Annotated in this window: 30 protein-coding genes; 16 read left to right on the top strand and 14 right to left on the bottom strand. The window is 62.7% G+C overall.

Translation table 11 applies throughout. The features are described 5' to 3' along the window. Window positions 1-328 precede the first annotated feature (328 nt). Window positions 329-1,372 (top strand): biotin synthase BioB, encoded by a 1,044-nt coding sequence (gene bioB / locus C380_RS12035; RefSeq protein ID WP_015014129.1) that lies wholly within the window; start codon window positions 329-331, stop codon window positions 1,370-1,372. Window positions 1,373-1,474: 102 nt separating this feature from the next. Here bioB and C380_RS12030 read toward each other — a convergent pair whose 3' ends face one another. From C380_RS12030 to C380_RS12000, 7 genes are all read right to left on the bottom strand, one after another. Next, window positions 1,475-2,665 carry a two-component system response regulator gene (locus C380_RS12030; RefSeq protein ID WP_015014128.1) on the bottom strand — a complete coding sequence of 397 codons (1,191 nt, stop codon included), beginning with the start codon at window positions 2,663-2,665 and terminating at the stop codon, window positions 1,475-1,477. Next, window positions 2,658-5,744 (bottom strand): hybrid sensor histidine kinase/response regulator, encoded by a 3,087-nt coding sequence (locus C380_RS12025; RefSeq protein WP_015014127.1) that lies wholly within the window; start codon window positions 5,742-5,744, stop codon window positions 2,658-2,660. Before C380_RS12025 ends, C380_RS12030 begins: the two co-directional genes overlap by 8 nt. Window positions 5,745-5,771: 27 nt before the next feature. Further along, window positions 5,772-6,308, bottom strand: coding sequence for a molybdopterin-dependent oxidoreductase (locus tag C380_RS12020; RefSeq protein ID WP_015014126.1), 537 nt, complete (start codon window positions 6,306-6,308; stop codon window positions 5,772-5,774). 139 nt (window positions 6,309-6,447) lie between these two features. Then, window positions 6,448-6,813, bottom strand: a complete 366-nt coding sequence (locus tag C380_RS12015) for a carboxymuconolactone decarboxylase family protein (RefSeq protein ID WP_015014125.1) — start codon at window positions 6,811-6,813, stop codon at window positions 6,448-6,450. A gap of 65 nt (window positions 6,814-6,878) precedes the next feature. Further along, window positions 6,879-7,070 (bottom strand): DUF2892 domain-containing protein, encoded by a 192-nt coding sequence (locus C380_RS12010; protein WP_015014124.1) that lies wholly within the window; start codon window positions 7,068-7,070, stop codon window positions 6,879-6,881. 85 nt (window positions 7,071-7,155) lie between these two features. Beyond that, window positions 7,156-7,536, bottom strand: coding sequence for a rhodanese-like domain-containing protein (locus tag C380_RS12005; protein WP_015014123.1), 381 nt, complete (start codon window positions 7,534-7,536; stop codon window positions 7,156-7,158). 46 nt (window positions 7,537-7,582) lie between these two features. Then, window positions 7,583-8,443 (bottom strand): MBL fold metallo-hydrolase, encoded by an 861-nt coding sequence (locus tag C380_RS12000; RefSeq protein WP_015014122.1) that lies wholly within the window; start codon window positions 8,441-8,443, stop codon window positions 7,583-7,585. Between the two features lie 100 nt (window positions 8,444-8,543). Here C380_RS12000 and C380_RS11995 point away from each other — a divergent pair, with 100 nt between their 5' ends. The 6 genes from C380_RS11995 (at window position 8,544) to C380_RS11970 (ending at window position 12,875) form a co-directional block, all read left to right on the top strand. Next, complete coding sequence (locus C380_RS11995; RefSeq protein WP_015014121.1) at window positions 8,544-8,879, top strand: helix-turn-helix transcriptional regulator; 336 nt, start codon at window positions 8,544-8,546, stop codon at window positions 8,877-8,879. Next, window positions 8,873-9,304 (top strand): YeeE/YedE family protein, encoded by a 432-nt coding sequence (locus tag C380_RS11990; protein ID WP_015014120.1) that lies wholly within the window; start codon window positions 8,873-8,875, stop codon window positions 9,302-9,304. Before C380_RS11995 ends, C380_RS11990 begins: the two co-directional genes overlap by 7 nt. Before the next feature lie 32 nt (window positions 9,305-9,336). Then, window positions 9,337-9,786 (top strand): YeeE/YedE family protein, encoded by a 450-nt coding sequence (locus C380_RS11985; protein ID WP_015014119.1) that lies wholly within the window; start codon window positions 9,337-9,339, stop codon window positions 9,784-9,786. A 1-nt stretch (window position 9,787) separates the two neighbouring features. Beyond that, window positions 9,788-10,144, top strand: coding sequence for a TIGR01244 family sulfur transferase (locus C380_RS11980; RefSeq protein WP_015014118.1), 357 nt, complete (start codon window positions 9,788-9,790; stop codon window positions 10,142-10,144). A 16-nt stretch (window positions 10,145-10,160) separates the two neighbouring features. Next, the gene (locus tag C380_RS11975; RefSeq protein ID WP_015014117.1) at window positions 10,161-11,900 is read left to right on the top strand and encodes a SulP family inorganic anion transporter; all 1,740 of its coding nucleotides are present in this window, start codon (window positions 10,161-10,163) and stop codon (window positions 11,898-11,900) included. 177 nt (window positions 11,901-12,077) lie between these two features. After that, the gene (locus C380_RS11970; protein ID WP_015014116.1) at window positions 12,078-12,875 is read left to right on the top strand and encodes an SDR family NAD(P)-dependent oxidoreductase; all 798 of its coding nucleotides are present in this window, start codon (window positions 12,078-12,080) and stop codon (window positions 12,873-12,875) included. A 75-nt stretch (window positions 12,876-12,950) separates the two neighbouring features. Here C380_RS11970 and C380_RS11965 read toward each other — a convergent pair whose 3' ends face one another. The 4 genes from C380_RS11965 to C380_RS11950 are packed head-to-tail and all read right to left on the bottom strand — an operon-like array spanning window position 12,951 to window position 16,627. Beyond that, window positions 12,951-14,327: an MATE family efflux transporter gene (locus C380_RS11965; protein WP_051022698.1), complete on the bottom strand. Its 1,377-nt coding sequence runs from the start codon at window positions 14,325-14,327 to the stop codon at window positions 12,951-12,953. A 31-nt stretch (window positions 14,328-14,358) separates the two neighbouring features. Continuing rightward, window positions 14,359-14,862: a MaoC family dehydratase gene (locus tag C380_RS11960; RefSeq protein WP_015014114.1), complete on the bottom strand. Its 504-nt coding sequence runs from the start codon at window positions 14,860-14,862 to the stop codon at window positions 14,359-14,361. Window positions 14,863-14,898: 36 nt separating this feature from the next. Further along, window positions 14,899-16,158: an MFS transporter gene (locus C380_RS11955; RefSeq protein ID WP_015014113.1), complete on the bottom strand. Its 1,260-nt coding sequence runs from the start codon at window positions 16,156-16,158 to the stop codon at window positions 14,899-14,901. Then, the gene (locus C380_RS11950; protein WP_015014112.1) at window positions 16,148-16,627 is read right to left on the bottom strand and encodes a MarR family winged helix-turn-helix transcriptional regulator; all 480 of its coding nucleotides are present in this window, start codon (window positions 16,625-16,627) and stop codon (window positions 16,148-16,150) included. Before C380_RS11950 ends, C380_RS11955 begins: the two co-directional genes overlap by 11 nt. Before the next feature lie 73 nt (window positions 16,628-16,700). Between C380_RS11950 and C380_RS11945 the strand changes: the two genes are divergently transcribed. Next, entirely contained in the window at window positions 16,701-17,252 is a 552-nt protein-coding gene (locus C380_RS11945) for a PaaI family thioesterase (protein WP_015014111.1), read from the top strand. Beyond that, window positions 17,249-17,662, top strand: coding sequence for a lactoylglutathione lyase (gene gloA, locus C380_RS11940; RefSeq protein WP_015014110.1), 414 nt, complete (start codon window positions 17,249-17,251; stop codon window positions 17,660-17,662). Before C380_RS11945 ends, gloA begins: the two co-directional genes overlap by 4 nt. A 112-nt stretch (window positions 17,663-17,774) precedes the next feature. On the opposite strand, the gene C380_RS11935 is transcribed toward gloA, so the two are convergent. After that, entirely contained in the window at window positions 17,775-18,296 is a 522-nt protein-coding gene (locus C380_RS11935; RefSeq protein ID WP_015014109.1) for an OmpA family protein, read from the bottom strand. 106 nt (window positions 18,297-18,402) lie between these two features. On the opposite strand from C380_RS11935, the gene C380_RS11930 reads away from it, so the two are divergent. Further along, a complete protein-coding gene (locus C380_RS11930) occupies window positions 18,403-18,996 on the top strand; it encodes a gamma-glutamylcyclotransferase (RefSeq protein WP_015014108.1) in 594 nt (197 codons plus the stop codon). A gap of 99 nt (window positions 18,997-19,095) precedes the next feature. Next, entirely contained in the window at window positions 19,096-19,620 is a 525-nt protein-coding gene (locus tag C380_RS11925) for a superoxide dismutase family protein (RefSeq protein ID WP_015014107.1), read from the top strand. A 28-nt stretch (window positions 19,621-19,648) separates the two neighbouring features. Here the strand turns inward: C380_RS11925 and C380_RS11920 are convergent, their stop codons facing one another. Together C380_RS11920 and C380_RS11915 are read right to left on the bottom strand one after the other, a co-directional pair. Beyond that, window positions 19,649-20,212: an NTP transferase domain-containing protein gene (locus C380_RS11920; protein ID WP_043566485.1), complete on the bottom strand. Its 564-nt coding sequence runs from the start codon at window positions 20,210-20,212 to the stop codon at window positions 19,649-19,651. Between the two features lie 87 nt (window positions 20,213-20,299). Continuing rightward, window positions 20,300-21,199, bottom strand: a complete 900-nt coding sequence (locus C380_RS11915; RefSeq protein ID WP_015014105.1) for a LysR family transcriptional regulator — start codon at window positions 21,197-21,199, stop codon at window positions 20,300-20,302. A gap of 119 nt (window positions 21,200-21,318) precedes the next feature. Here C380_RS11915 and C380_RS11910 point away from each other — a divergent pair, with 119 nt between their 5' ends. From C380_RS11910 to C380_RS24990, 5 genes are all read left to right on the top strand, one after another. After that, entirely contained in the window at window positions 21,319-22,554 is a 1,236-nt protein-coding gene (locus C380_RS11910) for an alpha-hydroxy acid oxidase (protein ID WP_015014104.1), read from the top strand. 451 nt (window positions 22,555-23,005) lie between these two features. Then, window positions 23,006-23,425, top strand: a complete 420-nt coding sequence (locus tag C380_RS11905; protein WP_015014103.1) for a hypothetical protein — start codon at window positions 23,006-23,008, stop codon at window positions 23,423-23,425. A 26-nt stretch (window positions 23,426-23,451) separates the two neighbouring features. Further along, entirely contained in the window at window positions 23,452-23,661 is a 210-nt protein-coding gene (locus C380_RS24475; RefSeq protein ID WP_083871610.1) for a hypothetical protein, read from the top strand. Window positions 23,662-24,216: 555 nt separating this feature from the next. Beyond that, complete coding sequence (locus C380_RS24470) at window positions 24,217-25,359, top strand: ATP/GTP-binding protein (RefSeq protein ID WP_015014102.1); 1,143 nt, start codon at window positions 24,217-24,219, stop codon at window positions 25,357-25,359. After that, window positions 25,350-25,850: a hypothetical protein gene (locus C380_RS24990; protein WP_148279955.1), complete on the top strand. Its 501-nt coding sequence runs from the start codon at window positions 25,350-25,352 to the stop codon at window positions 25,848-25,850. The genes C380_RS24470 and C380_RS24990 overlap by 10 nt, the downstream gene beginning before the upstream one ends. Window positions 25,851-25,989 lie beyond the last annotated feature (139 nt).

Below are 25,989 nucleotides of genomic sequence, written 5' to 3'. Positions count from 1 at the left end.
CGGGCCCCGGCTGCAAGATGCAAGCCAAAGCCGCCCGTTGGGAGCATGTTGTGCGGGCGGGTTTTGCCGCCGTTTGAACGTGCTCTCTACAGCGGCCAACGGCCGCCTTTTTCTGCGTTTTTGTCCGGAAAGATCGGGGCAGTTACGGGCCTAGAAACAGTGGCACCTTTTGTGACCATGTTGAGGGCAATTGCACCAAAATCTCCTTCAAAATCATGGCGATAGCGACGCAGGGCGGCTCTTTGGAATACCGTGATGTGGCGCTTTGTGTGATCACTGATGCAATCCCTGGTGCTTGCAGTAGCAGGCTCTCGAAAGGAATCCACCCATGGCCAATGCAACCCTCTCCGCCCCCCAGCCCATCCAGATCCATCGCCCCGTCCCTGCGCCGGCCGTGCAGGGTGAGTGGTCGGTCGAGGCCATCCAGGCGCTGCTCGACAAGCCCCTGATGGACCTGCTGTTTGAAGCGCAAACCGTGCACCGCCAGCACTGGCCTGCGGGCGACATCGAGCTGGCCACGCTGCTGTCGGTCAAGACCGGCGGCTGCCCTGAAAACTGTGGCTACTGCCCGCAGGCGGCCGAGTTCGACACGGGCGTGAAAGCCGAAAAACTCATGGAAGTGGAGGAGGTGGTGCGTGCCGCCCAGGCCGCCAAGGACGCGGGCGCCACGCGCTTTTGCATGGGCGCCGCGTGGCGTGCGCCCAAGGACCGCGACATTGAAAAAGTCAGCGCCCTGATCGGTGCGGTGAAAGGCCTGGGCCTGCAGACCTGCGCCACGCTGGGCATGCTCGAGTCGCACCAGGCGCAGGCGCTCAGGGACGCCGGGCTGGACTACTACAACCACAACCTGGACACCGCCCCCGAGTACTACACCGACGTGGTGAGCACACGCGCTTACCAGGACCGGCTGGACACGCTGCAGAACGTGCGCAACGCGGGCATCAGCGTGTGCTGCGGTGGCATTGTGGGCATGGGCGAGGCGCCGGTGCACCGTGCGGGCCTGATTGCGCAGCTGGCCAACCTGCAGCCGTACCCCGAGTCGGTGCCCATCAACAGCCTGGTGCGGGTGCCCGGTACGCCGCTGGCTGACAGCAAACCCATCGACCCGCTGGACTTTGTGCGCATGATTGCCGTGGCCCGCATTACCATGCCCAAGGCCCGGGTACGCCTCTCTGCCGGGCGCCAGCAAATGGGTGAAGCGGTGCAGGCGCTGTGCTTCATGGCAGGGGCCAATTCCATCTTTTATGGTGACAAGCTGCTGGTGACTGGCAACCCCGATGTGGATGCCGACGTGCAACTGCTGGCCAAGCTGGGGCTGAACGGCCATCGCACAACGACCACCACCCTGGACGGGCACAGCCACAGCGCTTGATGCCCCCCCGACGCGGCGGCGTGCTTCTGCTGGAGCCCGCTGCGACGTCACCGAATGCCGTGCCTCCGTGCTGCGCTACGGTAAGGCGCGGGACACTGCCATTCAGAGCGGCTCTTCGCGCGAGGTCAGTTCGATGCGCTCCATGGGCAGATCGGCGGCCAGGCGGTCTACCTGGGCCAGCCGTGCTGGCTCGGCATCGGCAAACTGCTGGGCAATGCGCCGGAACTCCTCGGACAGGGTCAGGAAGGCATCGACCATGTCTGGGTCGAAGTGGCTGCCCCGGCCGTCGCGAATGATCTCTACCGCCTGCTCGTGGGAGTAGGCGGGCTTGTAGACGCGTTCGGAAATCAGTGCGTCGTACACGTCGGCCACGGCCATCAGCCGCGCTGACAGTGGAATGGTGTTGCCCACCAGGCCTTCGGGGTAGCCCGAGCCGTCCCATTTCTCCTGGTGGCTGTAGGCGATCTCCTTGGCATACCGGAAAAACGGGTTGTCCTGTGTGGTCCCCGTCTCGGCCGCGATGATGGCGTCGCGCCCCAGCGTGGTATGCGTCTTCATGATCTCGAACTCTTCCGGCGTGAGCTTGCCGGGCTTGAGCAGGATGCGGTCGGGAATGCCCACCTTGCCGATGTCGTGCAGCGGGGCGGACTTGAAGATGGTCTCGATGGCGGCGTCGGTCAGCTCGTCCTTGAAGCGCGGGTGGTTTTGCAGGTGGCGGGCCAGCGCTTCCATGTAGTGCTGCGTGCGCCGGATGTGGTTGCCCGTTTCGTTGTCGCGCGTTTCGGCCAGCGAGGCCATGGCGCGGATGGTGGCGTCCTGCAGCTCGGCCATCGCCCGGGTGCGGTTGGCGACCTCCTGCTCCAGAAAGTGGTTGTGCTGGGCCAGGAAGTCGCGCGCGCGCTTGAGTTGCAGGTGGTTGCGCACACGGGCCATCACGATGGCCGGGTTGATGGGCTTGGTGATGTAGTCCACCGCGCCCAGCTCCAGGCCAATGCTCTCGTCCTCGGCCGCGCTCATGGCGGTGAGGAAGATCACGGGGATGTCTTCGGTGTCGGGGTTGAACTGCAGGCGGCGCAGTACCTCGTAGCCGTCCATGTCCGGCATCATGATGTCCAGCAGGATCAGATCGGGCTTGCTGTCGCCTGCCACGATCTGCAGCGCACGTTCGCCACTGGGCGCGAGTTTGACCTTGTAGTCAGTGCGCAGGAGGTCGCTCATCAGCGAGAGGTTGTCGGGCGTGTCGTCTACGACCAGCACCGTGCATTTGCCGCTGGGTGCGAATGGGCTATTCATGAACCGGGTCCTCCTTGTAATCATGGTGTGCGATGGGGGTCTGCCGCAGTATGGCCAGTGCCTCCACAAAGTCGTAGCTATTCAGCGACCGTTTCATCTGGCCATACGCGGGCCCGAGCAAGGCTTGCAGCGCGGGCGCGGAGTCCTTGAAGATTTCGATGGCGTTGGAATCGTCGTCGGACAGCAGGGCGTCGAGCTGCGCTACCAGCGCACGCGCAGCCGGTGCGTCGATCTGCAGGCCAGGACCAGTGTCCGCGTCAGCAACTTCGTCTGCGGGCAGGGCTTGCTGCAGCGCTGTGACCAGTGCCCGGCATGCTGCTTCCACGGGCTCCAGCAATGGCTCTATCAGTTCGGGTGAGGTCTTCTGGGCGATGGCTTCTTCTACCCGTTGCGCCAGAGCGGCCAGGGCACTGGCGCCAATCGTGCCGGCCGTGCCTTTGAGTGTGTGCATGGCGCGCTGGGCTTCGTCGTGCCGCCCGGCGGCCAGGGCCGTGCGTGTGGCCTGTACGGCATGTGCTTGCCCCGCCACAAACTTGCGCAGCAGGCCCTCGTAGGCGGGGCGTTTGTCCAGCACGCGCCGCAGGCCGGCAGTCACATCCAGCCCTGGGATGTGGCGCAATGCGTCATCGGCAGAAGGCGCGGGGGCAGGGTGGGGCGGTGCTTGCGGGTTATCTGCGTTACCCGCTGGCTGCCCTTGAAGTTCGGCGTTGAGGCGGTCTGCCGCAGCCGCGCCGGTGGCCCTTGGGGCAATCCATTGCAGCAGCGCGGCAAACAGTTCGTCCGGGTCGATGGGTTTGGCCAGGTGGCCGTTCATGCCTGCCTCCAGGCACAGGTCACGGTCGCGGCTCATGGCGTTGGCCGTCATGGCCAGCACGGGCAACTGGGCCCAGGCGGGGTTCTGACGCAAGTGCCGGGTTGCGGTCAGGCCGTCCATCTCGGGCATTTGCATGTCCATCAGCACCAGGTCGTAAGGGGTCTGGGCGAGCATGTCCAGTGCCACCTGCCCGTTCTGGGCCACATCCACGACCAAGCCCGCGCCGCTCAGCAGCTCGGCACCCACCTGCTGGTTCAGGTCGTTGTCGTCCACCAGCAGCACCCGTGCGCCCGCAATGGCAGAAAGGTGTGCAGCGCGCCGAGGTGCCTGTGCGGCACGCCCGTCGGACGACCGGGCCTGCCCGCCCAGTGCCTGCATGGCGGCATCAAAGAGTTGCGAGGGGCTGACGGGCTTGGACAGCATCAGTTGCAGCCCGGCGCATTCCAGCTCGCTTTGCACGTCGTCGCGGCCTGCAGCGGTCACGATGACCGTGTGGGGTGGGTGCTGCAACTGGGCGAGTGCGCGGTGGGTGTCAAACCCGTCCATGCCGGGCATCTTCCAGTCCACGAATGCAATCTCACAAGGGCGACCGGCCTGTTCGGCAACGCGGGCCTGGGCCACGGCCTCCTCTCCGGAAGAGGCCGTGGTGACCGTAAAGCTCATGCGGGCCAGCATCTCGCCCAGGATGTGCCGGGCCTGCTCGCTGTCGTCCACCACCAGCACATGCCGCCCGCGCAGGTCGGGGGTGGGCAGCAGGGGGGCATGGCTTGGGTTGCCCAGCCCCAGACGGGCGGTAAACCAGAAGGTGCTGCCCACCCCGGGCTGGCTTTGCACGCCCACTTCGCCCCCCATCAGCCCGGCCAGCTTCTTGGAGATAGCCAACCCCAGGCCGGTGCCGCCGTATTTGCGCGTGGTGGAGGTGTCCGCCTGCTCGAACGACCGGAACAGCCGCGACTGCTGCTCGGTCGTCAGCCCGATGCCGGTGTCCTGCACCTCAAATCGCAGCAACACGCCGGTGTCGTCGCGCTCTGTTTCGGTGACGCGCACGATGATTTCCCCGGTGTCGGTGAACTTGACCGCGTTGTTGGCGTAGTTCACCAGGATCTGCCCCAGGCGCAGCGGATCGCCGCGCAGGTCATCGGGCAGGGCAGGGTCCACATCGAACAGCAGCTCCAGGCCCTTGTGGGCGCATTTGTCGCTCACCAGGTTGGCCACGTTGTCCAGCACGCCGCGCAGGTCAAAGTCCACGACCTCCACTTCGAGCTTGCCGGCTTCGATCTTGCTGAAGTCCAGGATGTCGTTGATCAGGCCCAGCAAGTGCTGGCCAGAGCGCTGGATCTTTTCCACATAGTCGCGCTGGCGCGGCGTGAGGTCGGTGCCCAGGGCCAGGTGGCTCATCCCGATCACCGCGTTCATGGGGGTGCGGATCTCGTGGCTCATGTTGGCCAGAAAGTCCGACTTCATCTGCGATGCGTCCTCCGCGCGGGCGCGGGCAATCTCCAGCTCGTCCTCGTGTTCGCGCAGGGCCGCGTTGACCTTTTGCAGCTCCACCGTGCGCTCCGCCACACGCGCCTCCAGCACCTCTTCATTGCGCTTGAGGGCCTCGACCAGCTCGCTCTGCGCTGCCATGGCCTGGGCCGTGGCCTTTTCGCGCTGCAAGAACTGCCGTGCCATCGCAAAGGCGAGCAAGAACGTCAGCAGAGCCTGGAAGGCGGTGAGCCCGGTGGTCAACAAGGTCTGGTGCTTGACCTCGGCGTTGCGCGAGTCGCCCAGCAGGGCCGACACGCGCGAAGCGCTGAGCGACAGCTCTTGCACCGTCTCGCGCAAGCCATCCAGTTCGATGCGCAGGCGCCGCATGTTGGTCTGGCTGGAGGTGGCGTCCACACTGGCGCCAAAGTAGCTGTCGCCTGCTGCCACAAACCGCTGCAGGGCGGCCAGCGCAGTGCTGTAGATGGGCTCGTCCTGCATCAGCGTGCGCGAGGTGCCGCTTTCCAGCGCGCTGAACCGGCTCAGGAACAGGTCGTAGCGCAGCTCCAGCTTGTCCATGGTGATGCTGGTGGGGTCCAGCTCGAACTGGTGCAGCGCGTGGTCCAGTTTTTCGTACTCCACATTGAGCTGCAAGAACGACCACAGCGCATTCACATCACCGCGCCGCATGACGGCTTCCACACTGCGGTACTGGCTGTATTGCACCGCCGCTATGGCCACGTAGGCCAACACCAGCCCCGCAATGATGAGCCGCAGGATGTGTTGGCTGCGCAGCATACGGGTGGGCCGGGGCGCGGAGGGCGACTACCGGATGTGCAGTGCGTTGAGCTGCCAGGCTGCCCGGTTGTAATACAGCTCGCTGCGCAACTCGGCCTTGGTATCAAACGGGTAAACGATGAACAGCGGGCCTTTTTCGCGGATGGGCATGGGCCGGTTGTTCATCAGGCGCGCCACGATCACGTCGTGTTTGGTGGCGTCGTCTGCCGGGATCTCGGTCTTGTAGTCATTGAGGGCCACTGCCGTGATCTTGGTGCCCTTGGCACCCACTGCTGCCAGCACATCGCGGAGCAGGGGGCCTGTGAAAGTGACGGCGCTGGGGTACCAAGGGGTCTGGGTGGAGAAGCTGTGCTGCGGCAGCTTCTCCAGCATCTTCATGTCGAACTGCGCCTGCGGGCCCCGGTTGGTCTGCGTGATGGCGCCGTCGATGGTGAGGATGACAGGGCCGGTGGGTGGCTCCAGTGCCTGCACGTTGCTCGCGGCCAGCAATGCCGCGCAGATGACCCCTGCGGCCCATGCCTTGGACAACACCCGTTCCAACCCATAACGACGATGAGATTGCATGGACACCCCCTCCTGTTTTGGTAACAGTCTCGCGGATAGATGCCCAAAATGTAAACCGATTTATCACCATCGGTTTGGCGGATGACCCGCCGGGGTGTCGAGCGTGCGACGGCAGCGGACGGGTGGCGGGGCTGCTGCGTCAGGCTGCGGCGGGCGCGCTGGCGGCAGCCATGGTGTCCCAGGCCTTCAGGGCCTCAGCCGTGTACATGAGTGCCGGGCCACCGCCCATGTAAACGCACACGGCCAACATTTCTTCCAGCTCTGCGCGGGTGGCACCGAGCTTTTGCAGTGCCTTGACATGAAAACCAATGCACCCGGAGCAGCGCTGGGTGACCCCAATGGCCAGGGCAATCAGCTCCTTGTGCTTGCTGGTCAACGCACCTTCCGCCATGGAAGCCTGCGCAAGCTGCGCGAAGCCCCGCATGGCGTCTGGCTGGGCCTTGCGGAAGGTGGCCAGGCTTTCGTTGATGCCCTGGATCAGGCTGGTGTGGTCGAACGTACTCATGAAATGGTTCCTTGCTGGGGCCTTGAGGGCGCCGGACTCTGCGCGTGCCGGCGCCTGCCGGCGGTTTATTTCTTCATGGGACAGGTGTTGATGCCAAGCAGCGTGTAAGCCGGGCAGAAGCGAAACAGGCCGGTGGCCAGTGGCACCACGCCCAGCCATCCCCACCAGCCCACCGTGCCGGTGGCGGCCAGTGCGATCAGGACCAGGCCTGCCAAGACGCGCAGCACGCGGTCCACGGTTCCTACGTTGATGTTCATGATGATTTCCTTGCTCTGAGGTTGTGGCCCGGGATGGGCCCTGCTTGCACAAGCGCAGCGAACGCGGAATGCGCTCGCTGCCCGGTCAGTCGAATGAGGGGGACGCAGGCGCCGCGACAGGCTTGCCTGCAGCCACCCAGGCGTCAAAGCCGCCAGCAATGGACTGCACCTGCAGATAGCCCATGTCGTGCATGGCGCGCGCGGCCAGAGCGGCACGGCCGCTGGTCTTGCAATACAGCACCACCTTGAGGTCGCGCGCGCTGAGTTCGGGTGTGCTGCTGAGGCGGAACTCCAGCACCCCGCGCGATGCGTGAATCGCGCCTGGGATATGTCCTGCCTGGTATTCGTCCGCCTCTCGCACATCGATCAGCACGTCGGCGGTGCGGATGGCTTCGTCTGCCTGGTCCAGTGGGACCTCCTGCACCAGGGCCTTGGCGACGGTGACGAGATCGTGGGCTGTTTTCATGTCGGCGTTCCTGCGGTGGGTAGGGTGGTGCGGATGCGGCAGCGTGTCACAGCGCGTTGACGGGAATCTTGAGATAGGTCACGCCATTGGCTTCCGGCGGCGGCATTTCCCCCGCGCGGATGTTGACCTGCACCGAGGGCAGGATCAGCACGGGCATCTCCAGCGTGGCGTCGCGCTGGGTGCGCAGCGCTACAAAGGCCTCTTCGCTCACTCCGTCGTGCACATGGATGTTCTTGGCCCGCTGGTCGGCAACGGTGGTTTGCCACGCCACGGCGCGCCCTGCCGGGGGGTAGTCGTGGCACATGAACAGGCGGGTTTCCGCCGGCAGACTGAGCAATTTGCGCACCGATTGGTACAGCGTGTGGGCATTGCCGCCGGGGAAGTCGCAGCGCGCTGTGCCCACGTCGGGCATGAACAGGGTGTCGCCCACAAACACGGCGTCACTGACCTGATAGGCCATGCAGGCGGGGGTATGGCCGGGCACTGCCAGCGCCTGGGCCTCCAGTTGGCCGATGTGGAACACCTCGTTGTCGTGCAGCAGCTGGTCGAACTGGCTGCCATCCGGACGGAACTCGGGCTCCAGATGAAAGACCTTCTTGAACACGTCCTGCACTTGCGTGATGGACGCGCCAATGGCGATCTTTCCGCCCAGCTTGTCGCGAAGGTAGTGCGCAGCCGACAAATGGTCTGCATGGGCATGGGTTTCCAGAATCCATTGCACCTTCAATCCCTGACCTTGCACAAACGCGATGATCTTGTCGGCAGACCGTGTGCGGGTGCGGCCCGACTTCGGGTCGTAGTCCAGCACCGAATCCACCACCGCGCAGTGGCCGCCAGGCTGATCGAACACCACATAGCTCACCGTCCAGGTGGCGTCATCAAAGAAGGCTTCTATCTGGGGCTTCATCGAAGGGCTCCGTATTTAATTTCGATGTTGATAGTTTATTGACAGATAGATTGTTAGTCAATAGAATATCAACATCGAATTTGAAAAGGAGCGCGCCACCATGCACGCAGAAGCACAAATGGACCTGGAAGCCTTGCGCAGGTCCGCCGACAGCGCTTGCCGCTTGATGAAGGTTTTGTCCAACCCCGACCGACTGCTGCTGCTGTGCCAGTTGACGCAGGGCGAAAAACGTGTGGGCGAGCTGGAGGAGTTGGTGGGCATCTTCCAGCCCACCTTGTCGCAGCAGCTGGGCGTTTTGCGCGAGGAGGGTCTCGTCAACACCCGCCGCGAAGGCAAAAACATCTATTACGAGATCGCCAGCCCCCAGGCCCTGGCGGTGATGAATGTGCTGTTTGAACAATTTTGTGGCCCCGCCCAGGAGAGCAAACCATGCTGATCGACTGGACCCATTTCACCCCTTGGGCTGCCCTGGCTGGCGGCGTTTTGCTGGGCCTTGCTTCGGCGCTTTTTGTGCTTCTCAACGGGCGCATCCTGGGCATCAGCGGCATTGTGGGAGGGCTGCTGCGCCCCCGCGCGGGCGACATGGGCTGGCGCCTGGCTTTTTTGCTGGGCATGTTGGTGGCGCCTGGCCTTTACTGGCTGGTGGTCGGCCCCACGCAGCCGCGCATTGATGCGAACTGGGGCATGGTGGTGATCGCCGGCCTGCTGGTGGGTGTCGGCACCCGTTACGGATCGGGCTGCACCAGCGGCCACGGCGTGTGCGGACTCTCGCGCATGTCGCCCCGGTCCCTGGTGGCCACCCTGGCCTTCATGGGGGCAGGGTTCGTCACCGTCTTCCTCATCCGGCACGCGCTGGCCTGAGTGCATCCCTATTCATCGGAGCATTGATCGCTATGAAAAATCGTATTTCGGAGTTTGTGGTGGGCCTGATCTTTGGCCTAGGCTTGATCGTCTCAGGCATGACCGACCCTGGCAAGGTGCTGGGCTTTCTGGATCTGGCTGGCTTGTGGGACCCATCGCTGGCGTTTGTGATGGGCGGAGCCATTGCGGTGGGCGTGTTTGCCTTCGCCGTGGCCAAGAAGCGGACCACCAGTTTCCTTGGCGGCGCCATGCACTTGCCCACGTCGCGCGACATTGATCGCCGTCTGGTCGTCGGAAGCCTCATCTTTGGCGCGGGCTGGGGTATAGCCGGGTTTTGCCCGGGGCCAGCCATCGTTTCGGCGGGTGCAGGCCAGCCCAAAGCCATCGTGTTTGTGATCGCCATGCTGGCGGGCATGTGGCTGTTTGAACTGGCCGAACGCATGTCTCACGGTACCCCAACCACCCAGACCGGAGGCCGCTGATATGCCTCTGCAAATCATTGCCCTGACCCCTGACTTTGCTGTGTCGCCGCAGCTGGCCACCACGGACTTTGCCGCTTTGGCCCAGCAGGGCTTCAAGACCATCATCAACAACCGGCCCGACGGGGAGGGCGGTGGCGCACAGCCCACCAGCCCTGAAATGGAGCGCGCTGCCACAGTGGCCGGGCTGCACTATGTGTACCTGCCCGTGGTCAGTGGCTCCATCACGCCGGAACAGGTGCAGGCCATGCACAAGGTCTTGATCACTGCCCCCAAGCCCACGTTGGCGTTTTGCCGTTCGGGCGCCCGGTCTGCACAGCTGTTTGGGCTGGCGCAGGACCTGGACGCCGAAGCGTCCTGATCACCCGGAAACCCTCATGAACTTCATTCCCGGCTGGGTCCGTAACTACCAGAAGGCCTGGCTCTCCGGCGACATGGTTGCCGGCGTGATCGTGACGGTGATGCTGATCCCGCAGAGCCTGGCCTACGCGCTGCTGGCGGGCTTGCCACCCGAGGTGGGCTTGTACGCCAGCATCCTGCCGATCATTGCGTATGCCGCGCTGGGGTCCAGCATGACGCTGGCCGTGGGCCCGGTGGCGGTGGCTTCGCTCATGACGGCGAGCGCCCTGCAGCCCCTGGCCGCCGCTGGCTCTCCCGACTACGTGGCGCTGGCCATGTTGCTGTCGCTGCTCTCCGGCGGTATGTTGCTGCTGTTTGGGGGGTTGCGGCTGGGTTTTTTGGCCCATTTTCTGAGCCACCCGGTGATCAGCGGTTTTATCTCTGGCTCGGCTGTGCTCATTGCTGTGGGGCAGGTCAAGCACCTGCTGGGCGTGAAGGCGGGCGGCAACGATGTCTTTGATACCGTGGTTCAACTGATCCACGCCGCGCCTGGCACCAACCTCGTCACGCTTGGGATTGGTGCAGGCAGCGTGTTGTTTCTGATGCTGGCGCGCAAGTCCTTGTCCCCATGGCTGGTTCGCCTGGGCGCCAGTCCGCGCCTGGCGGATATCGCATCCAAGCTGGCGCCGATGCTGGCCGTGATGGTGTCCACCACCTTGGTCGCCGCCATGCGCTGGGACCAGACGGCGGGGGTCAGCATCGTGGGCACGGTGCCCCAAGGCCTGCCGCAGCTCGGGTTGCCGGCGGTTTCGATGGCGTCTGTGGGCTCGCTGTGGTTGCCTGCGCTGTTGATCTCGCTCGTGGGCTTTGTGGAAAGCGTGTCGGTGGCGCAATCGCTGGCGCTCAAGCGGCAGCAGCGCATTCAGCCCAACCGGGAACTGCTGGGCCTGGGGGCGGCCAACGTTGCCAGCGCGCTGTCGGGTGGTTTCCCCGTCACGGGCGGCTTTGCGCGGTCGGTCGTCAATTTTGCGGCCGGGGCCAACACCCCCCTGGCAGGTGTCATTTCTGCCGTGCTGATGGGTGTGGTGATTGCCGCGCTGACGGGGCTGTTTCACTATTTGCCTCACGCGGTGCTGGCAGCCACCATCATCGTGGCAGTCGTGTCCCTGATCGATGTGGAGACACTGCGTGAAGCTTGGCACTACGACAAGGCCGACGCGATGGCGCTGGTGGCCACAGCGGCGGGCGTGATCGCTTTTGGCGTGGAAGTCGGCATCCTGATGGGGGTGGCGTTGTCGCTCGGCACATTGGTGTGGCGCAGCAGCCATCCGCACATTGCGGTGGTGGGGCGCGTGCCAGGCACGGAGCACTTTCGCAATGTGACCCGCCACACGGTGACCACAGAGCCCGGCCTGATTGCCGTGCGGGTGGATGAAAGCCTGTATTTCGCCAATTCGGACGCATTGCTGGACCGCGTGGAGGAACTGGTGGCCGCAAAACCGGATACGCGCCACGTGCTTCTGGTGTGCTCAGCCATCAACCAGATCGACACGACCGCATTGGGCGTACTGACCGATCTGGAGCGAAGCCTGGCCCAGCGAGGGGCGGCGCTACTGCTGTCCGAGGTGAAAGGCCCCGTGCTCGACCGGTTGCAGGGCACAGAACTAGGCCAGCGACTGGAGGGACGGATCTTTTTGAGCACCCATGCTGCGTTTGAGTACGCAAGGCGGACTGGCAGCATGGTGGGGCGGTACGGGGATCCGGCGGCGGCTATCTAGTCAGCTTGAGATGAAGGGTGCGTCCTAGGGACGCACTGATCCATGCTAGAGCTTTGAAACCCAAATTTTATATTTAACATAATATACATCGTATCTAGTACTTAGTAAATCAGACGACTGTATCGCATCGGTCGATCTGGACTCTGTTATCTGCCCGTACCGCTACCATCATCGCCCATGACACTTCCCACCCAAGCCCCTTCCACATCCCACATCCACTTCGGCCTTCGTGATCGCGTTTGCATCGTCACCGGGGGCGCCCAAGGCATTGGCGAGGCCTGTGTCCGCCGTTTTGCGGCCGAAGGCGCCAAACCGGTGATCGTGGATGTGGACGATGCGCGCGGCCGGGCGCTGGCGCAGGAGCTGGGTGCGCTGTACGTCAGCTGCGATGTGGGCGATAAATCGCAAGTAGATGCGCTGGTGTCCCAGACCCTGGCGGCCCATGGTCGCATCGACGTGCTGGTGAACAACGCCGGCATCTTCCGCTCGGCAGATTTTCTGGACGTGACCGAGGCCGACTTTGACGCCGTGTTGAGGGTCAATCTCAAGGGCTCGTTCCTGGTCGGTCAGGCGGTAGCGCGGGCCATGGTCGCGTCGGGTGGTGGATCTATCGTCAACATGAGTTCGGTCAACGGTGTGCTGACCATTCCCAACATCTCCAGCTACAACGTGAGCAAAGGCGGCGTGAACCAGCTCACGCGCGTGATGGCGCTGGCGCTGGCCGACAAGAACATCCGAGTGAACGCCGTGGCGCCGGGCACCATTGCCACCGAACTGGCCGCCAAGGCCGTGCTGACCAGCGATGAGGCCAAGAACAAGATCATGAGCCGCACGCCCATGAAGCGGCTGGGCGAGCCGTCGGAGATTGCCGATGTGGTGGCCTGGCTGGCGAGCGACGCGGCGAGCTATGTGACCGGAGAGATCGTGACCGTGGACGGCGGGCGCATGACGCTCAACTACACCGTGCCGGTCTGACGCACTCCTGGTCACTCCTGTTTTGATAGCTGCTAGCGCATGATCCACTAGCGCTAGGGGCTATTTTTATGACTTTCAGACCTGTGGCATACGCTGCAGCAGCCCTGAGGTGCTGCGCGGCCAGCCCACCGGGCCGAACCAGGCGCCGCCAGCAATCGCCCAGGCGTTGACCAGGCCGTACAGCACCAGCGCCGCCCCCTGCGCAGCAAACACGGCAGCCAGTCCACCGCCCCAGCGCAGGGCCAGCCAGCCGCCGGTGACGGCCACCGCCAGGCGCACGATGTTGCCGATCACGGGCCAGAGCAGGCGCCCTGCCCCTTGCGAGGCAAAGTACAGCACCAGTCCCAGGCCGAAAAAACCGTACACCGGACCGACGGTGCGCAGATACAGCGCACCCGCCTCCAGCATGGCGGGGTCGCTGTTGAACAGTGACAGCCACGCACTGGGAAAAGCCGCCGCCCACAGGCCAATCGCCTCCGCCATCACAAACGCCATGGCCGCGCCGATCCAGGTGGCGCGCAAAGCGCGCTCGCGCTGGCCGGCGCCGATGCAGGTGCCCACCATGGCCACCAGCGGTGCGCCCAAGCCAAACACCAGCGGAACCAGCAGGTACTCCAGCCGCGACGCGGTGCCGTATCCCGCAATGGCCGCCGTGCCAAAGCCGCCCACCAGTGCGGTGGTCACGCCAATCGCCAGGTTGGTGGCAACGGTAGAGACCGTGCCCACCAGGCCCACCCGCAGGATGTCCTTGAACAACACCCAGCGAAACTGGATGTGCGCCAGCGATGGCCGCAGCAGGCTGCGCGGTGACCACAGATAGGCGGCCAGCACCACGCTGCCGATCAGGTAATAGGCCATGAGCGCAATGGCGCCCCCAGCAATCCCCAGGCCGGGCATAGGGCCCCAGCCAAAGATGAACAGCGGCGAAAGCGGCACCAGCACAAACGCACCCAGCACTGTGACATACGCCGGCACAGCCATGTTGCCCGTGCCCCGGATCACGGCCGACAGCGTGTTGAACAGCCAGACCAGAAACGCGCCCGCAAACACCCAGTTGGAATAGACCAGCGCCGCATCCAGCGCGCCGCCGGTGCCGCCCATGCGGGTGTAGAGCCAGCGCCCTCCTCCCACCACGCCCACGGTAAACACGAGCGAAAACACTGCCGCAATGGCAAGCGCATGCAGCACCAGAGCATCGGCATCCTGGCGCCGCCGCGCGCCCAAGGCTCGGGCAATGGCCGATGCAATGCCGCCCCCCATGGCGCCTGCCGAAGTCATCTGCATCAACATGACCACGGGGAACACCAGCGCCATGCCCGCCAGCGCATCCGTGCCCAGCTTGCCGACAAAGTAGGTCTCGATGAGTCCGACACCCGCCTGCGCCAGCATCACCAGCACATTGGGCGCGGCCAGCCGCAGCAAGGTGGGGGCGATGGGCGCCTCCAGCAGCATGCGGGTGCGCGGATTCAGGGCCTCGGTCACATCAAGCCCCTGCCCCACCGGCCGCAGGCCTGCGTGGCACCACGATGCGCACAGTAGACAGCTGCAGCACATCGCCGTGCTGATTGCGCGTCTCGCTGCGCACGGTGACCATGCCACGGTCGGGCTTGGATTTGGAGGGCTGGATCTGCACCACCTCGCTCACCACATGCAGCACATCGGTGGCGCGCGTGGGCCGGGGCCAGGTCAGCTCGCCGCCTGCGCCGATGATGCCGCCCGCAATGGGCAGACCGCTCGTCACCTGCAAGCGCATGGTCACGGCCGCCGTGTGCCAGCCGCTGGCAGCCAAGCCCCCAAACAAAGTGTCACGGGCTGCGGCGTCGTCCAGGTGAAAGGGCTGCGGGTCGAACTGCGCGGCAAACGCGGTGATCTGCGCCTCGTCCATGGCGTGTTCGCCGCTGGTGAACTGGTCGCCCACCGCCAGGTCTTCCAGGTAGATCGGGGACTTTGTAGTTGTCGAGGCGTGGCTGGCCGGGGACTGCGTCATGTGGATGGCTTTCTTGAAGAGGGGGTGTTGGTTCGTTCAGGCGGCCGTGGCGGCGGGCCGGGCCAGGCGTGCTTCACGGATCGGTAGGTTGACCAGCGCTGCGCCCAGGGCCAGCACGATGTCGATGTACCAGACCCAGTCATAGCTGCCGGTGGCCTGGAACACGCTGCCGCCCAGGTAGGCACCCAGGAAGCCACCCACCTGGTGCGACAGCATGACGATGCCGAACAACATGGCCATGTTGGCCGTGCCAAACATCTTGGCGACCAGTCCGGCCGTAGGGGGTACCGTGGACAGGAACGTGATGCCCATGACGGCGGCAAAGATCAGCACCACGGCGGGTGTCTTGGGGGCAAACAGGAAGATCAGCACCGCCAGGCCACGCACCGCATACAGCAGCGACAGCAGCGACTTCATGCGCCAGCGCCCCACCGCCCAGCCCATGGCCAGGCTGCCCACGATGTTGAACAACCCGATCACTGCCAGCGACCAGCCGCCTACTTCGGGCGACAGCCCGCAGGCCGCAATCACGCCGGGTAAGTGCGTGGCCAAAAAAGCCACGTGAAATCCGCACACCAAAAAGCCCGCCGCCAGGTACCGGTAGCTTGGGGTTGCCAGCGCCTGGGCGATGGCCTCGCGCGCGGTCAGCGCCTTCTGTCCGGACGCCGCAGCCGCCTGCGCCGCCAGGGCGTTGGAGTTGCCCTTGAGCACCCACACCGCCGGCAGCGCCAGCAGCACCAGCACGCCCAGCCACTGCATGGCACTGGCCCAGCCCACGGCGGCCGTCAGGCTGATGGCGATGGGCGCCATCACAAACTGTCCGAACGAGCCGCCCGCGTTGACGATGCCGCTGGCCAGTCCGCGCTTTTGCAGCGGCACCAACCGCGCAGTGGCCGCCATCAGCACCGACGGCCCGGCCATACCCGCGCCACCCGCGGCCAGCACGCCAATCGCAAAGATCAGCCCGGCCGTGGTGGTCATGTACGGCGTGATGAACGTGCCCAGCGCCACCAGCGCCACGCCCAGCAAGATCACACGGCCCGTGCCGATGCGGTCGGCCACCGCACCTGCAAACGGCTGCGTCAGGCCCCACCACAGCTGCCCAAACGCAAACGCCAGACTGATGCTGCCAATGCCCAATCCGGTGGAGGTGTTGAGCGCGGACAGGAACAGGCCCATGGTCTGGCGTGTGCCCATCGTCATCGCAAAGGTGCCTGCTGCGGCCAGTAGCACCAGCCACAGGGCCTGTGGCGCGGCAGACCTGGCTGCGGCTTGAGGGGTCGTGTTATTCGTCATGCCCTGCCTCCGGCGCTGGCAGCGCTGCCAGCAAATCGAGTGAATCGTCCACCAGCGCATGCAGCGCCATCACGCGTTCCACACCCAGCGTTTCATTCAGCGCCAGTTGCGCGGCTTTCCAGTGGCGCTGGGCCTCGGCGCGTTTGTCACGGCCCGCCTCGGTGATGTGGACCAGGCGGCTGCGTGCGTCCGTGCCTGCCTTCAGCGTCACCCAGCCGGCATCGACCAGCGGGCGGAGGTTGCGTGTGAGCGTGGAGGCATCCATCTTCATCTCGGTGGCGAGGTCACCTGGGCGGATCGGGCCCAGCTTGAGCACATGGGACAGCAGCGAGTACTGCGTGGTCTTGAGCCCGCACTTCGCCATTTCGGCGTCGTAGTGGTTGGCGACGCGGCGCATCAGCTGGCGCAGCTTGAAGTTGGTGCAGCCCTGCGGCAGCACGGGGGCCAGGGTGGGCGGTTCGGCTTGCATGCATTTAATTGTATCTGCAATAATTGCATATGCAATCTAAAAGTTTCGCCCCCATCAACAACCCGGACACACCATGACCTCCAACAATCACCTCGAACACTGGCTGGCGCAGGAGCGCGACATTCTGGCCACGCTGGATGCGGGCCCCGGCCCGGGCGTGGCCACCCGCGACCAGATTGCCCACCTGAACGGCCTGCAGCAAATGCAGGCCATGCTGCGCGGCGAGCTGCCCTACGCGGCCATTGCCAAGACGCTGGACTTCTTGATCGTCGAAGTGGGCGAAGGCATCGCCATCTTCCAGGGCACGCCCCGTGCAGAGCACTTGAACCCCATGGGCACGGTACACGGCGGCTGGTTTGCCACCCTGCTCGACTCCGCCCTGGGCTGCTCCATCCACACCCGCATGGAGCCCGGGCGCGGCTACACCACGGCCGAGCTGGGCATCAACCTGGTCAAGGCCATCACGCCCAAGGTGCAGCGGGTGCGTGCCGAGGGACGCGTGATCCACTGCGGGCGCCAGCTGGCCACCGCTGAGGCGCGCCTGGTGGGGCCGGACGGGACGCTGTACGCGCACGCCACCACCACCTGCCTGGTTTTTGACTTGCCTGCACAATCGAAGGGATGAAATTCCTCCACACGATGCTGCGCGTTGGCAACCTTCAACGCTCGATTGATTTCTACACCAAGGTACTGGGCATGCAGCTGCTGCGCCAGTCCGAGAACCCCGAATACAAATACTCGCTGGCCTTTTTGGGCTTTGAGGGCGGCAACCCCGGCCAGGCCGAGATCGAGCTGACCTACAACTGGGGTGTGGAAAGCTACGACATGGGCACGGCCTACGGCCACATTGCCCTGGGTGTGCCCGATGCGTATGCAGCGTGCGAGAAGATCAAGGCGGCGGGCGGCAACGTGACGCGCGAACCCGGCCCGGTCAAGGGCGGCACCACGGTGATCGCGTTTGTGACCGACCCCGACGGCTACAAAATCGAGTTGATCCAGCGCGCCGAAGGCGCAGGCGGCCAGGGGCTGCGGTAATTTCTACTATCAAATAGATAGCTGCTTGCGCATGTTCCACTAGCGCAAGCGGCCATTTAGACAACAAAAAACCCGGCACTGCCGGGTTTTTTGTTGGGGACACAGGCAGCGCTTACAGGGCGCTCAGCGTCACTTCCACACGGCGTGCTTCGGCGTTGCTGCCGGTTGCGGTGGTTTCTTCGGGCTTTTTCAGCTCCACCTTGTCTTCAGTCACGCCCAAGGCCTTGAGCGCTTCGGCCACGGCCACTGCGCGTTGCTTGGCCAGCTCCGCGTTCAGGGCGGCGTCGCCCGTCGCGTCGTGGAAGCCCGAAACAACGGCCTTCTTGCCTTCGGCCACACCCTTGACCACATCGGCCAGGGCTTCGTTGGCGCCGGCGGCCAGTTCGGCCTTGGCGGTGGCAAAGTAGAACTTCACCACACCGTTTTCAACGCGCACGCTGGCCACGTCTTCTTCGACGGCAACCGGCGCGGCCGGAGCAGCGTCCACAACCACCGCTGCGGGCTGTGCCGGGGCCTTGGCACCCAGACGCTTGACCACCACGGTGCCCACCACCACGGAGATCACCAACGCAATCAGTGCAAAGAGAAAACCGAGGGCAAAACGTTCTTGGCTATCGTCGTCAGAGCTGGACATGAAGGATCCCTGTAGTGATGAAAAAAGTGGTTGGCCGGCCCTGCAGAGAGTGCGAAAACAAGGCCCTGGCCGATTGCAGCAAAGCTTTCGATTGTAGAGTGAAGCCATGACGAATCTGCCCGCCCCACTGCGAGACCCGGCGCCCATGCTGGAGCGTGCCCTCCAGGAATGGGGCGGCCATCAGGACCTGTGGATCTTTGGCTACGGCTCGCTCATCTGGCGGCCGGATTTTGACTATGCCGAGCGCCGCCCCGCCAAGGTCCACGGCTGGCACCGGGCGCTGAAGATGTGGAGCCGCATCAACCGGGGCACGCCCGAGTGCCCGGGCCTGGTGTTCGGCATGCTGTCGGGCGGCAGCTGCCGGGGCATGGTGTTCCGCATAGACAAGGCCCATGCGCGGCAGGTGATGATCAACCTGTGGCAGCGCGAGATGCCTACCGGCGTGTATGACCCGCGCTGGCTCACCTGCCAGACACCACAGGGGCCGGTGAGTGCGCTGGCGTTCACCCTGTCCCGCAAAAGCCCCAACCACACCGGCGAGCTGCCTGACCATGAATACCGCCGCATCTTTGATGAGGCCTGCGGGCGCTACGGCACCACGCGGGACTACGCCCAGGCCACTTATGACGAGTTGCGAAAGCACGGCATCCATGACCGGGCTCTGGCCCGGTTGATCGCACTGGCCCAAAAAGAGTCATAGTGCACATTTTTCTGGACTCGCGGGCAGTGGCTTGCGAGACTGCGCCTTTGTATCGGGTTCAATCCCGCGTTCATTCATTCGCACCGAGGAGTTTGAGTCATGAAGATTCGTTTTGCTTTTGCACTGTGTTCCCTGGCTGCTGTGGCGCTGGTGGGTTGCGCCTCCCATCTGTCCGGCAACCGCGCCACCGCCAAGCTGGAGCCCACCCGTGGCAATACCGCCAACGGCACGGTCACGTTCGTGCAGACGGGTGATGGCGTTCAGGTGTCTGGCGAGGTGCGTGGCCTCAAGCCGGGCGCAGAGCATGGCTTTCACGTCCACGAAAAGGGTGACTGCAGCAGCGGCGACGGCATGAGCACCGGCGGACATTTCAACCCCACCGCCAAACCCCACGGTGCCCACGGCGCTGCCGAGCACCACACCGGCGACCTGCCCAGCCTCAAGGCCGACAAGTACGGCGTGGCCGCCTTCAGCTTTGTGTCGAAATCCATCAGTGTGGGCGGTCCGACCACCGACATCGTCGGCAAGGGGCTGATCGTCCACCGTGACCCTGACGACTACAAGACCCAGCCCACCGGCAACGCAGGCCCGCGCCTGGCCTGTGCGGTGATCGCGTCCAAGTGAAGGAAAGGGAAAGCGGCCTTCGCCGCCGCTACCCGCGCGCCGCCAGCAACTGTGCGGCGCGCTCCAGGTCTTGCACGGTGTCTATGTCGGTCACCGTGCCTGCGTCATCCACCTCCACCTGCCGTACCCTGCCCTGCTGCGCTTGCGCACGCACCACGCTAGCGGCGCCCTGCTCGCCAGTCAGCGCCAGCAGGCTCGGCAAACATGCAGCCGCAAACCCCACGGGGTGACCGCGCTCGCCCTGGTACACCGGCATGGCGACGGCGCAGTCCGGGTCTGCCAGCGCGGCGGCCATGGCACGCAAGGTGTCGGGGCGGATCAGTGGCAAATCCCCCGGCAAAACCAGCCAGCCGGGCGCCTGGGCCGTGGCGCGCACAGCCGCAGCGATCGAATCTCCCATGCCGGGGTGGCCTGCATCTTCCAGGTGCCAAGGCAAACCGCTAGCGCGCACGGCATCCAGGGTGTGCTCCAGCACGGTTTTTGCCCCCAGGGGCGCGCGGAGCTTGTACACCGCACCGCCGGATGCGGCAAAACGCGCTCCCCGGCCCGAGGCCAGCACCAGAACGACGGGGAGCGAGGTGGGTTGGAGCATGGGGTTGCGCTTGAACAGGTTCCGGGGACCGGCGGCTGCGGCTTGCAGTCGGCGCGATTCTAGGGCCGCCATCCGCGCATCAAGTCGTCAGAAAGCGCCACTCCCTACCGTGAAATCCGCGTGCTGCGCCGCCATGCCGTGCAGCATACCCACCAGGGGCCGCAGGTCGTCCCGCCGGCTATGGAGCGCGTAGCCGAGCGAGCCCAGGGGCACCGGGCTGGTCAGCAGCTGCAGAACGCCCCGTTCGCACAGGGCTTGCGCCCAGCCCTCGGGCAGCAAGCCAATGCCGCTGCCCTGTGCCAGCAAGCCCACAATCGCGCCCCAGTGGTTGCACACCAGTCGGCGCGCGGGGCGGGCATCAGCCTGTCGCAGCCAGTCGTCGATGATGTGCGTTACCCCCGAGCCCTGAGGCAGCGTCACCAGCGCGTGCGACTGCACGGCCTCGGCATCCATCTGGTGCAAGTCGCGTGCCACGCCAGGGCCTGCGCACCAAGCAAAGCGCGCATGCGCCAACGGCACTGACGTCAGCGCGCTGCGGCTTGCGGGGCCTGCAATCACGGCCACATCCAGCTCGCCTTTGTCCAGCCGCTCCGCCAGGGCCGCGCCTACATCCACATGCACAGACACTTCCAGCGCCGGGTGCGCAGCCGCCAGGGCCGCGACCAAACGAGGCAGCCAGGTGATTGCCGTCAGTTCGCCCACCCCCAGCCGGCAGGGACCGCGCAGGCCGTTGGTACTGCCCATCTCCTGCTGCAGACGGTCTGCCTGTTGCAGCAACCCACCCGCCAGCGGCAGCAACCGCGTGCCCGCCTCCGTCAACGCCGCGCGGTGCCCTGTGCGGTCAAACAGCACCTGACCCAGCGAGGCCTCCAGCTCGGCAATCCGCTTGGACAGGGACGACACCGACAAGTGCACCCGCTCGGCCGCCATGCCAAAGCTGCTGCAGGTGGCGGCCCAGTAGAAAGCTTCGAGCTGTTTGAGGGTCATGTCGTAGATATATTTTTAATTTAGCGAACAAATCATTCGCAATAAATTCGCTTTCTTGATTATTGCGGTTTCAGGACACTGCTTTCCAGCCCCCGTTTGCTCTTGCCAGAAACCACGCCATGTCCACCCCCTCCCCCACGCCCCGCCAACCCGCCAACAATGCCTGGAGCGCCTTCAACGGCACGCGCCGCAGCGGCCGCACGGCTGATCTGCTCGCGCTGGACGACTTCGAAGCCGCCGCCCGCCGCGTGCTGCCCCGCCCCATCTTTGGCTACGTGGCCGGCGCGGCCGAGGACAACGTGGCACTGGACAACAACCGCCAGGCGTTCCGCGAGATCGCCCTCGTTCCCCGCGTACTGCGCAACGTGGCCGAGCGCGACCAGAGCGTGACCCTGTTCGGCCAGCGCTACGCCAGCCCCTTCGGCATCGCCCCGATGGGCATAGCGGCCCTGTCGGCCTACCGGGGCGACATCGTGCTGGCCCGTGCGGCGGCAGCGGCGGGCATACCGGCCGTGCAGAGCGGCAGCTCCCTCATCCGATTGGAAGAAGTGATGGCCGCCGCCCCCGGCACCTGGTTCCAGGCCTATCTGCCCGGCACCACCGAACGCATCGACGCCCTGTTGCAGCGTGTGATTGCCGCAGGCGTGCAGACGCTGGTGGTGACGGTGGATATCCCTGTGGCGGGCAACCGCGAGAACAACATCCGCGCGGGCTTCTCCACCCCGCTGCGCCCCAGCCTGCGCCTGGCGTGGGACGGCCTGGTGCGCCCGCGTTGGCTGGCGGGCACGCTGTTGCGCACGCTGGCACGCCACGGCATGCCGCATTTTGAGAACTCGTTTGCCGAGCGCGGCGCGCCCATCCTGTCGTCGCGCGTGCAGCGCGACTTTGCCGCACGCGACCACTTTGACTGGAGCCACATCGCCCACATCCGCCGCCAGTGGCGCGGCCCACTGGTGGTCAAGGGCATCCTCAGCCCGCAGGACGCCGCCTTGGCCCGCCAGCATGGGGTGGACGGCATCATCGTCAGCAACCACGGCGGCCGCCAGCTTGACGGTGCCGTGGCCCCGCTGCGCGTGCTGCCCGCGATTGTCGAGCAGGCGGGCAGCGCCATGACGGTGATGCTGGATGGCGGCATCCGCCGGGGCACCGATGTGATCAAGGCCCTGGCGCTGGGCGCGCAGGCGGTGTTTATAGGGCGGCCCTTCAACTACGCCGCCGCAGTGGATGGCGAGGCAGGCGTTACAGCGGCCATCGATCTATTGCGCGCCGAGGTGGACCGCAACCTGGCCATGCTGGGCGCCACCAACTGTGCAGCGCTGGGGCCAGAGCATCTCATGGACCGCCGAGCACCGTAGAGGACTACGGCGTACGCTTCTCGGCGGGTGCCGGATCAAGCTGGGGAGCAAAGTGCAATCAGCGCAGTTTGAATGGAAGTGATGGCAGCGCCGCCAACGCTCCTCAGTCGATCACTTCAATATTGATAGCTGTCAGCGCTTATCCACAAAGCGCTAGTAGCACTTTTCATCCAATAGGGTTGGTCTGCAGCGCCACGGGCGGCCTTACGCTGATTTAAAACCTACACTCGACCACAACTGGCAGGCAATTTTTGACCCGAACCGTTCCGTTTGCCATGCACTCTGGAACTGAAATGGGCGGCCCTTCGGTTAAAGTCCCCGCCCCGCGGGCGATTTTTGACCGCATCGTGGGCCTCGGTGACGGGGTTTGAAAACAAAATCTGCGACTTTGGGTGAGGCTCAGCCAGCTGACGTGGCAGTGCAAACCGCAACTCGCGGAGATAGAAAAAATATGCTGCTAACCGATATAGCCGTCGAGCACACTTTGGTGTCCAAAAAGGATGGCGTTCGCCAGACTTTCTTGCTGCACCCGTTTACCGATACCCAGCGCGATTCATTGGGTAAATTCGAACTCGTTCGTGACGTCAGCCAGCCAGGATTCAAAGACGTGAAACGGTCAACCTTCGTGACGTTTCATCAATTAGCGGAGTTGTATGCCAAAGGCCTGCTCGAAGAATTCGGGTTTTCCGTTCGCATGTGTCCGGGCAAAGGCGCCTACCCCGCCAAGCTTCCAGCCAAAAAGATACTGCCCACCAGCATCAAGCCCGGCTCTTCGTTCGATCTGGCGGTGCAAAAGGTGGATATTGCCAAACCTGCCACGCGCGAATTGAAAACGGCCTTGCTTCGCGCCAACGTCCAAATTGAGGCGTGACAGCACTGATCGATACAGGAGCCGATGTGAATCCAACCATCGCGCATGCTGGACTCATTGCTACATTCAAGCGGGCCGAGGCAGATGCCGCTCATAAGTTTGGGCTAATCCAAGCGGCTGCCCATAAAGGGCCCAAGGCCATACAAGCTGCTACTGAAGCTGCGGCAAAAGCGGCAAAGCGCAGGGATTCGTTTGCGAAAAAGCTGGGCGATCTGGGAGTGCCCCTCAAGTATTGAATGCCGCCAACCCTACAGCGTGAAACCCACTTACTATTGGTGGCTGCGCACAAAAGGCACTGATTGGACAGCGCAACAGCATCTTGAGCTGCGCCTATCAGGACGCCATCGAGGTTTTGCAGGATTTCCCTACCGAATCTGCAGGCTGCGGCAGTGCTAATGGCTGCGAACCAGCGAGACTACAGCTAGCACCCAAACGCCCGTCAAGCAAGACCAACTTCGCAATGCCCGAACACGAAGGCGCTGGCACGTGAGGGCGATGGCGAGCAAAGTGCCATCGGCACCGTTTGAAACGAAGTGATAGCAGCGCAACCAACACGCCCAACACACGCACTCGCACGAATCTACCAGCACGTGGGGGTTGCAGACTGAAATGTGCTGCAAGGTGCAAGATGCAACAGAAGCTGTGGCTATGGCGAGTAGCCGAAGCAGCAGCCTACCGGAGGCCGCAGATGCACGTGGCGCTGTGATTCGTTAAGAGAGTCCCTCGAGACGAAGGTTGTGCTACCCTACAACTTCCGTCAAATTTGACGGAATCAATGAATTGGAGAAAAAGTGCTGCTCGAATTTGGTTTTCGAAATTTCTACTCCTTCCGAGAGGGCGCATCTATTTCATTTAGATTGGATGCGAACTGCCCACACTCGATCTCTCTTGGAAAGCCGTTCTCAACGGTTGTAGGCATTAAAGGTGCTAACGGATCAGGGAAAACTCAAATTTTGAAGGCTCTGGCTTTTATATCGAGCTTTGCGCATCAATCATTCTCTCAAGAAATCGATGCACCGATTCCAATTTTTCCATTTTTTAATTCTAAAGATCCATCTGAATTCTATGTGGAGTTCATGCTCCAAGGCGTGATTTATAACTACGAACTTTCCTGCACGCAAGAAAAAGTGTTGAGTGAGGTTTTGTACAGCAAAATCTCCAAGCGAGTTAAAATTATTGAGCGAATTAATAATGAAATTATTTACGCCTCAAAAAAATATTCAGCAATAAAAGGCGTTAGACTAAGATCTAACGCCTCATTGATATCGACCGCAAGGCAGTATGAAATAAAAGAAATACTAAACATAGCCGAGTACTTTAGCGATTTTCCATCCAATGTAAACACATCCGGATACCGAGAGCGACAAGTAAGCATAGCTACGATTTCAGAGCTTTTGGCAAAAAGTGTAGATATGCTATCTCGTGTCAACAGATTTCTGCAAGAATGTGACGTGGGTCTTTCTGCAGTTAAAATTATTGAAACTCAAAACCCAACAACTGGGAAGAAAGAATTTAGTCCGATATTTATTCACAAGCATGATGAATCGGAGCATCCGGTGGCTCAACATTTTGAATCCAGCGGCACAAAACTACTATTCAGATATCTCCCAATGTACATTGCCACATTGGAGCTGGGGGGGGTTGCCGTGGTTGATGAATTTGATGTGCATTTGCATCCTCAAATTTTGCCAAAAATTCTTGAGCTGTTTACAGATCCGGAGAAAAACCCAAACCATGCGCAACTACTTTTCACAACGCACGATACTGAAATACTAAACAATCTTGGTAAATACAGATCTTATTTGGTAAACAAAGTAAACAACGAAAGCTTTGCATACCGATTGGACGAAATTGCAGGAGACCTTATTCGAAATGACCGCCCAATATCACCTCTTTATAGAGATAAAAAAATTGGGGGGGTTCCTTGCGTATGAAGAAATATAGAAATTATGCAAAGGAATCTTTTTTAAGCCAAATTCCGACGACCAGTCTAGAGTCGGCAGGTAATTCGCTGGCAGAAAAGTGTAAATTTAATTTTGCATATTTCGATATCCAGCCTGCTGGTCAAGATTTTTGTGATTGGACTTCGGATCAGCAAACAAAGCTATTCAACAAGTTAAAATATTACACAAAAGAATCTCTAGATCATTGGAGAAAATCTCCCGTTGGCGCTTCTGGGAGCGTGCTGGCAACCTACGGAAGCTTCCCCGCTTCTAGTGATTTTAAGCATCCTCCCCACGTTCCCCACGAGGTTGAGTGGGGGCGTTTTAGGCTGGAACAGGCTATGCGCCTAGTAGGGTTTACATTGCCTGCTAACCTGCATGGCAAAGAGCAAAATAGCTGTGGATACGCCTTCGATTCAAATACTTTTTATGTCGTTTTTCTTGATCCGAGTCATCGGTTCTACAAAATCGAAAAAAGGTAACGAATTTGGTAGTTTTGTCCAGCATGCGAAATCGATTTTGCGCGAGAGGCAATGCTGATTTTTTATTTAAAATTATTGAGCCGATTTATTTTCTGATTAATTTGGCGCATTGATAAAAATTTTGCTTGAATGGGAAGAA

The sequence above is a fragment of the Acidovorax sp. KKS102 genome, assembly GCF_000302535.1.
GTDB lineage: Bacteria > Pseudomonadota > Gammaproteobacteria > Burkholderiales > Burkholderiaceae_C > Acidovorax.
The sequence above is the reverse complement of the archived record's forward strand: the minus strand, read 5'-3'. Positions and strand labels throughout refer to the sequence as shown.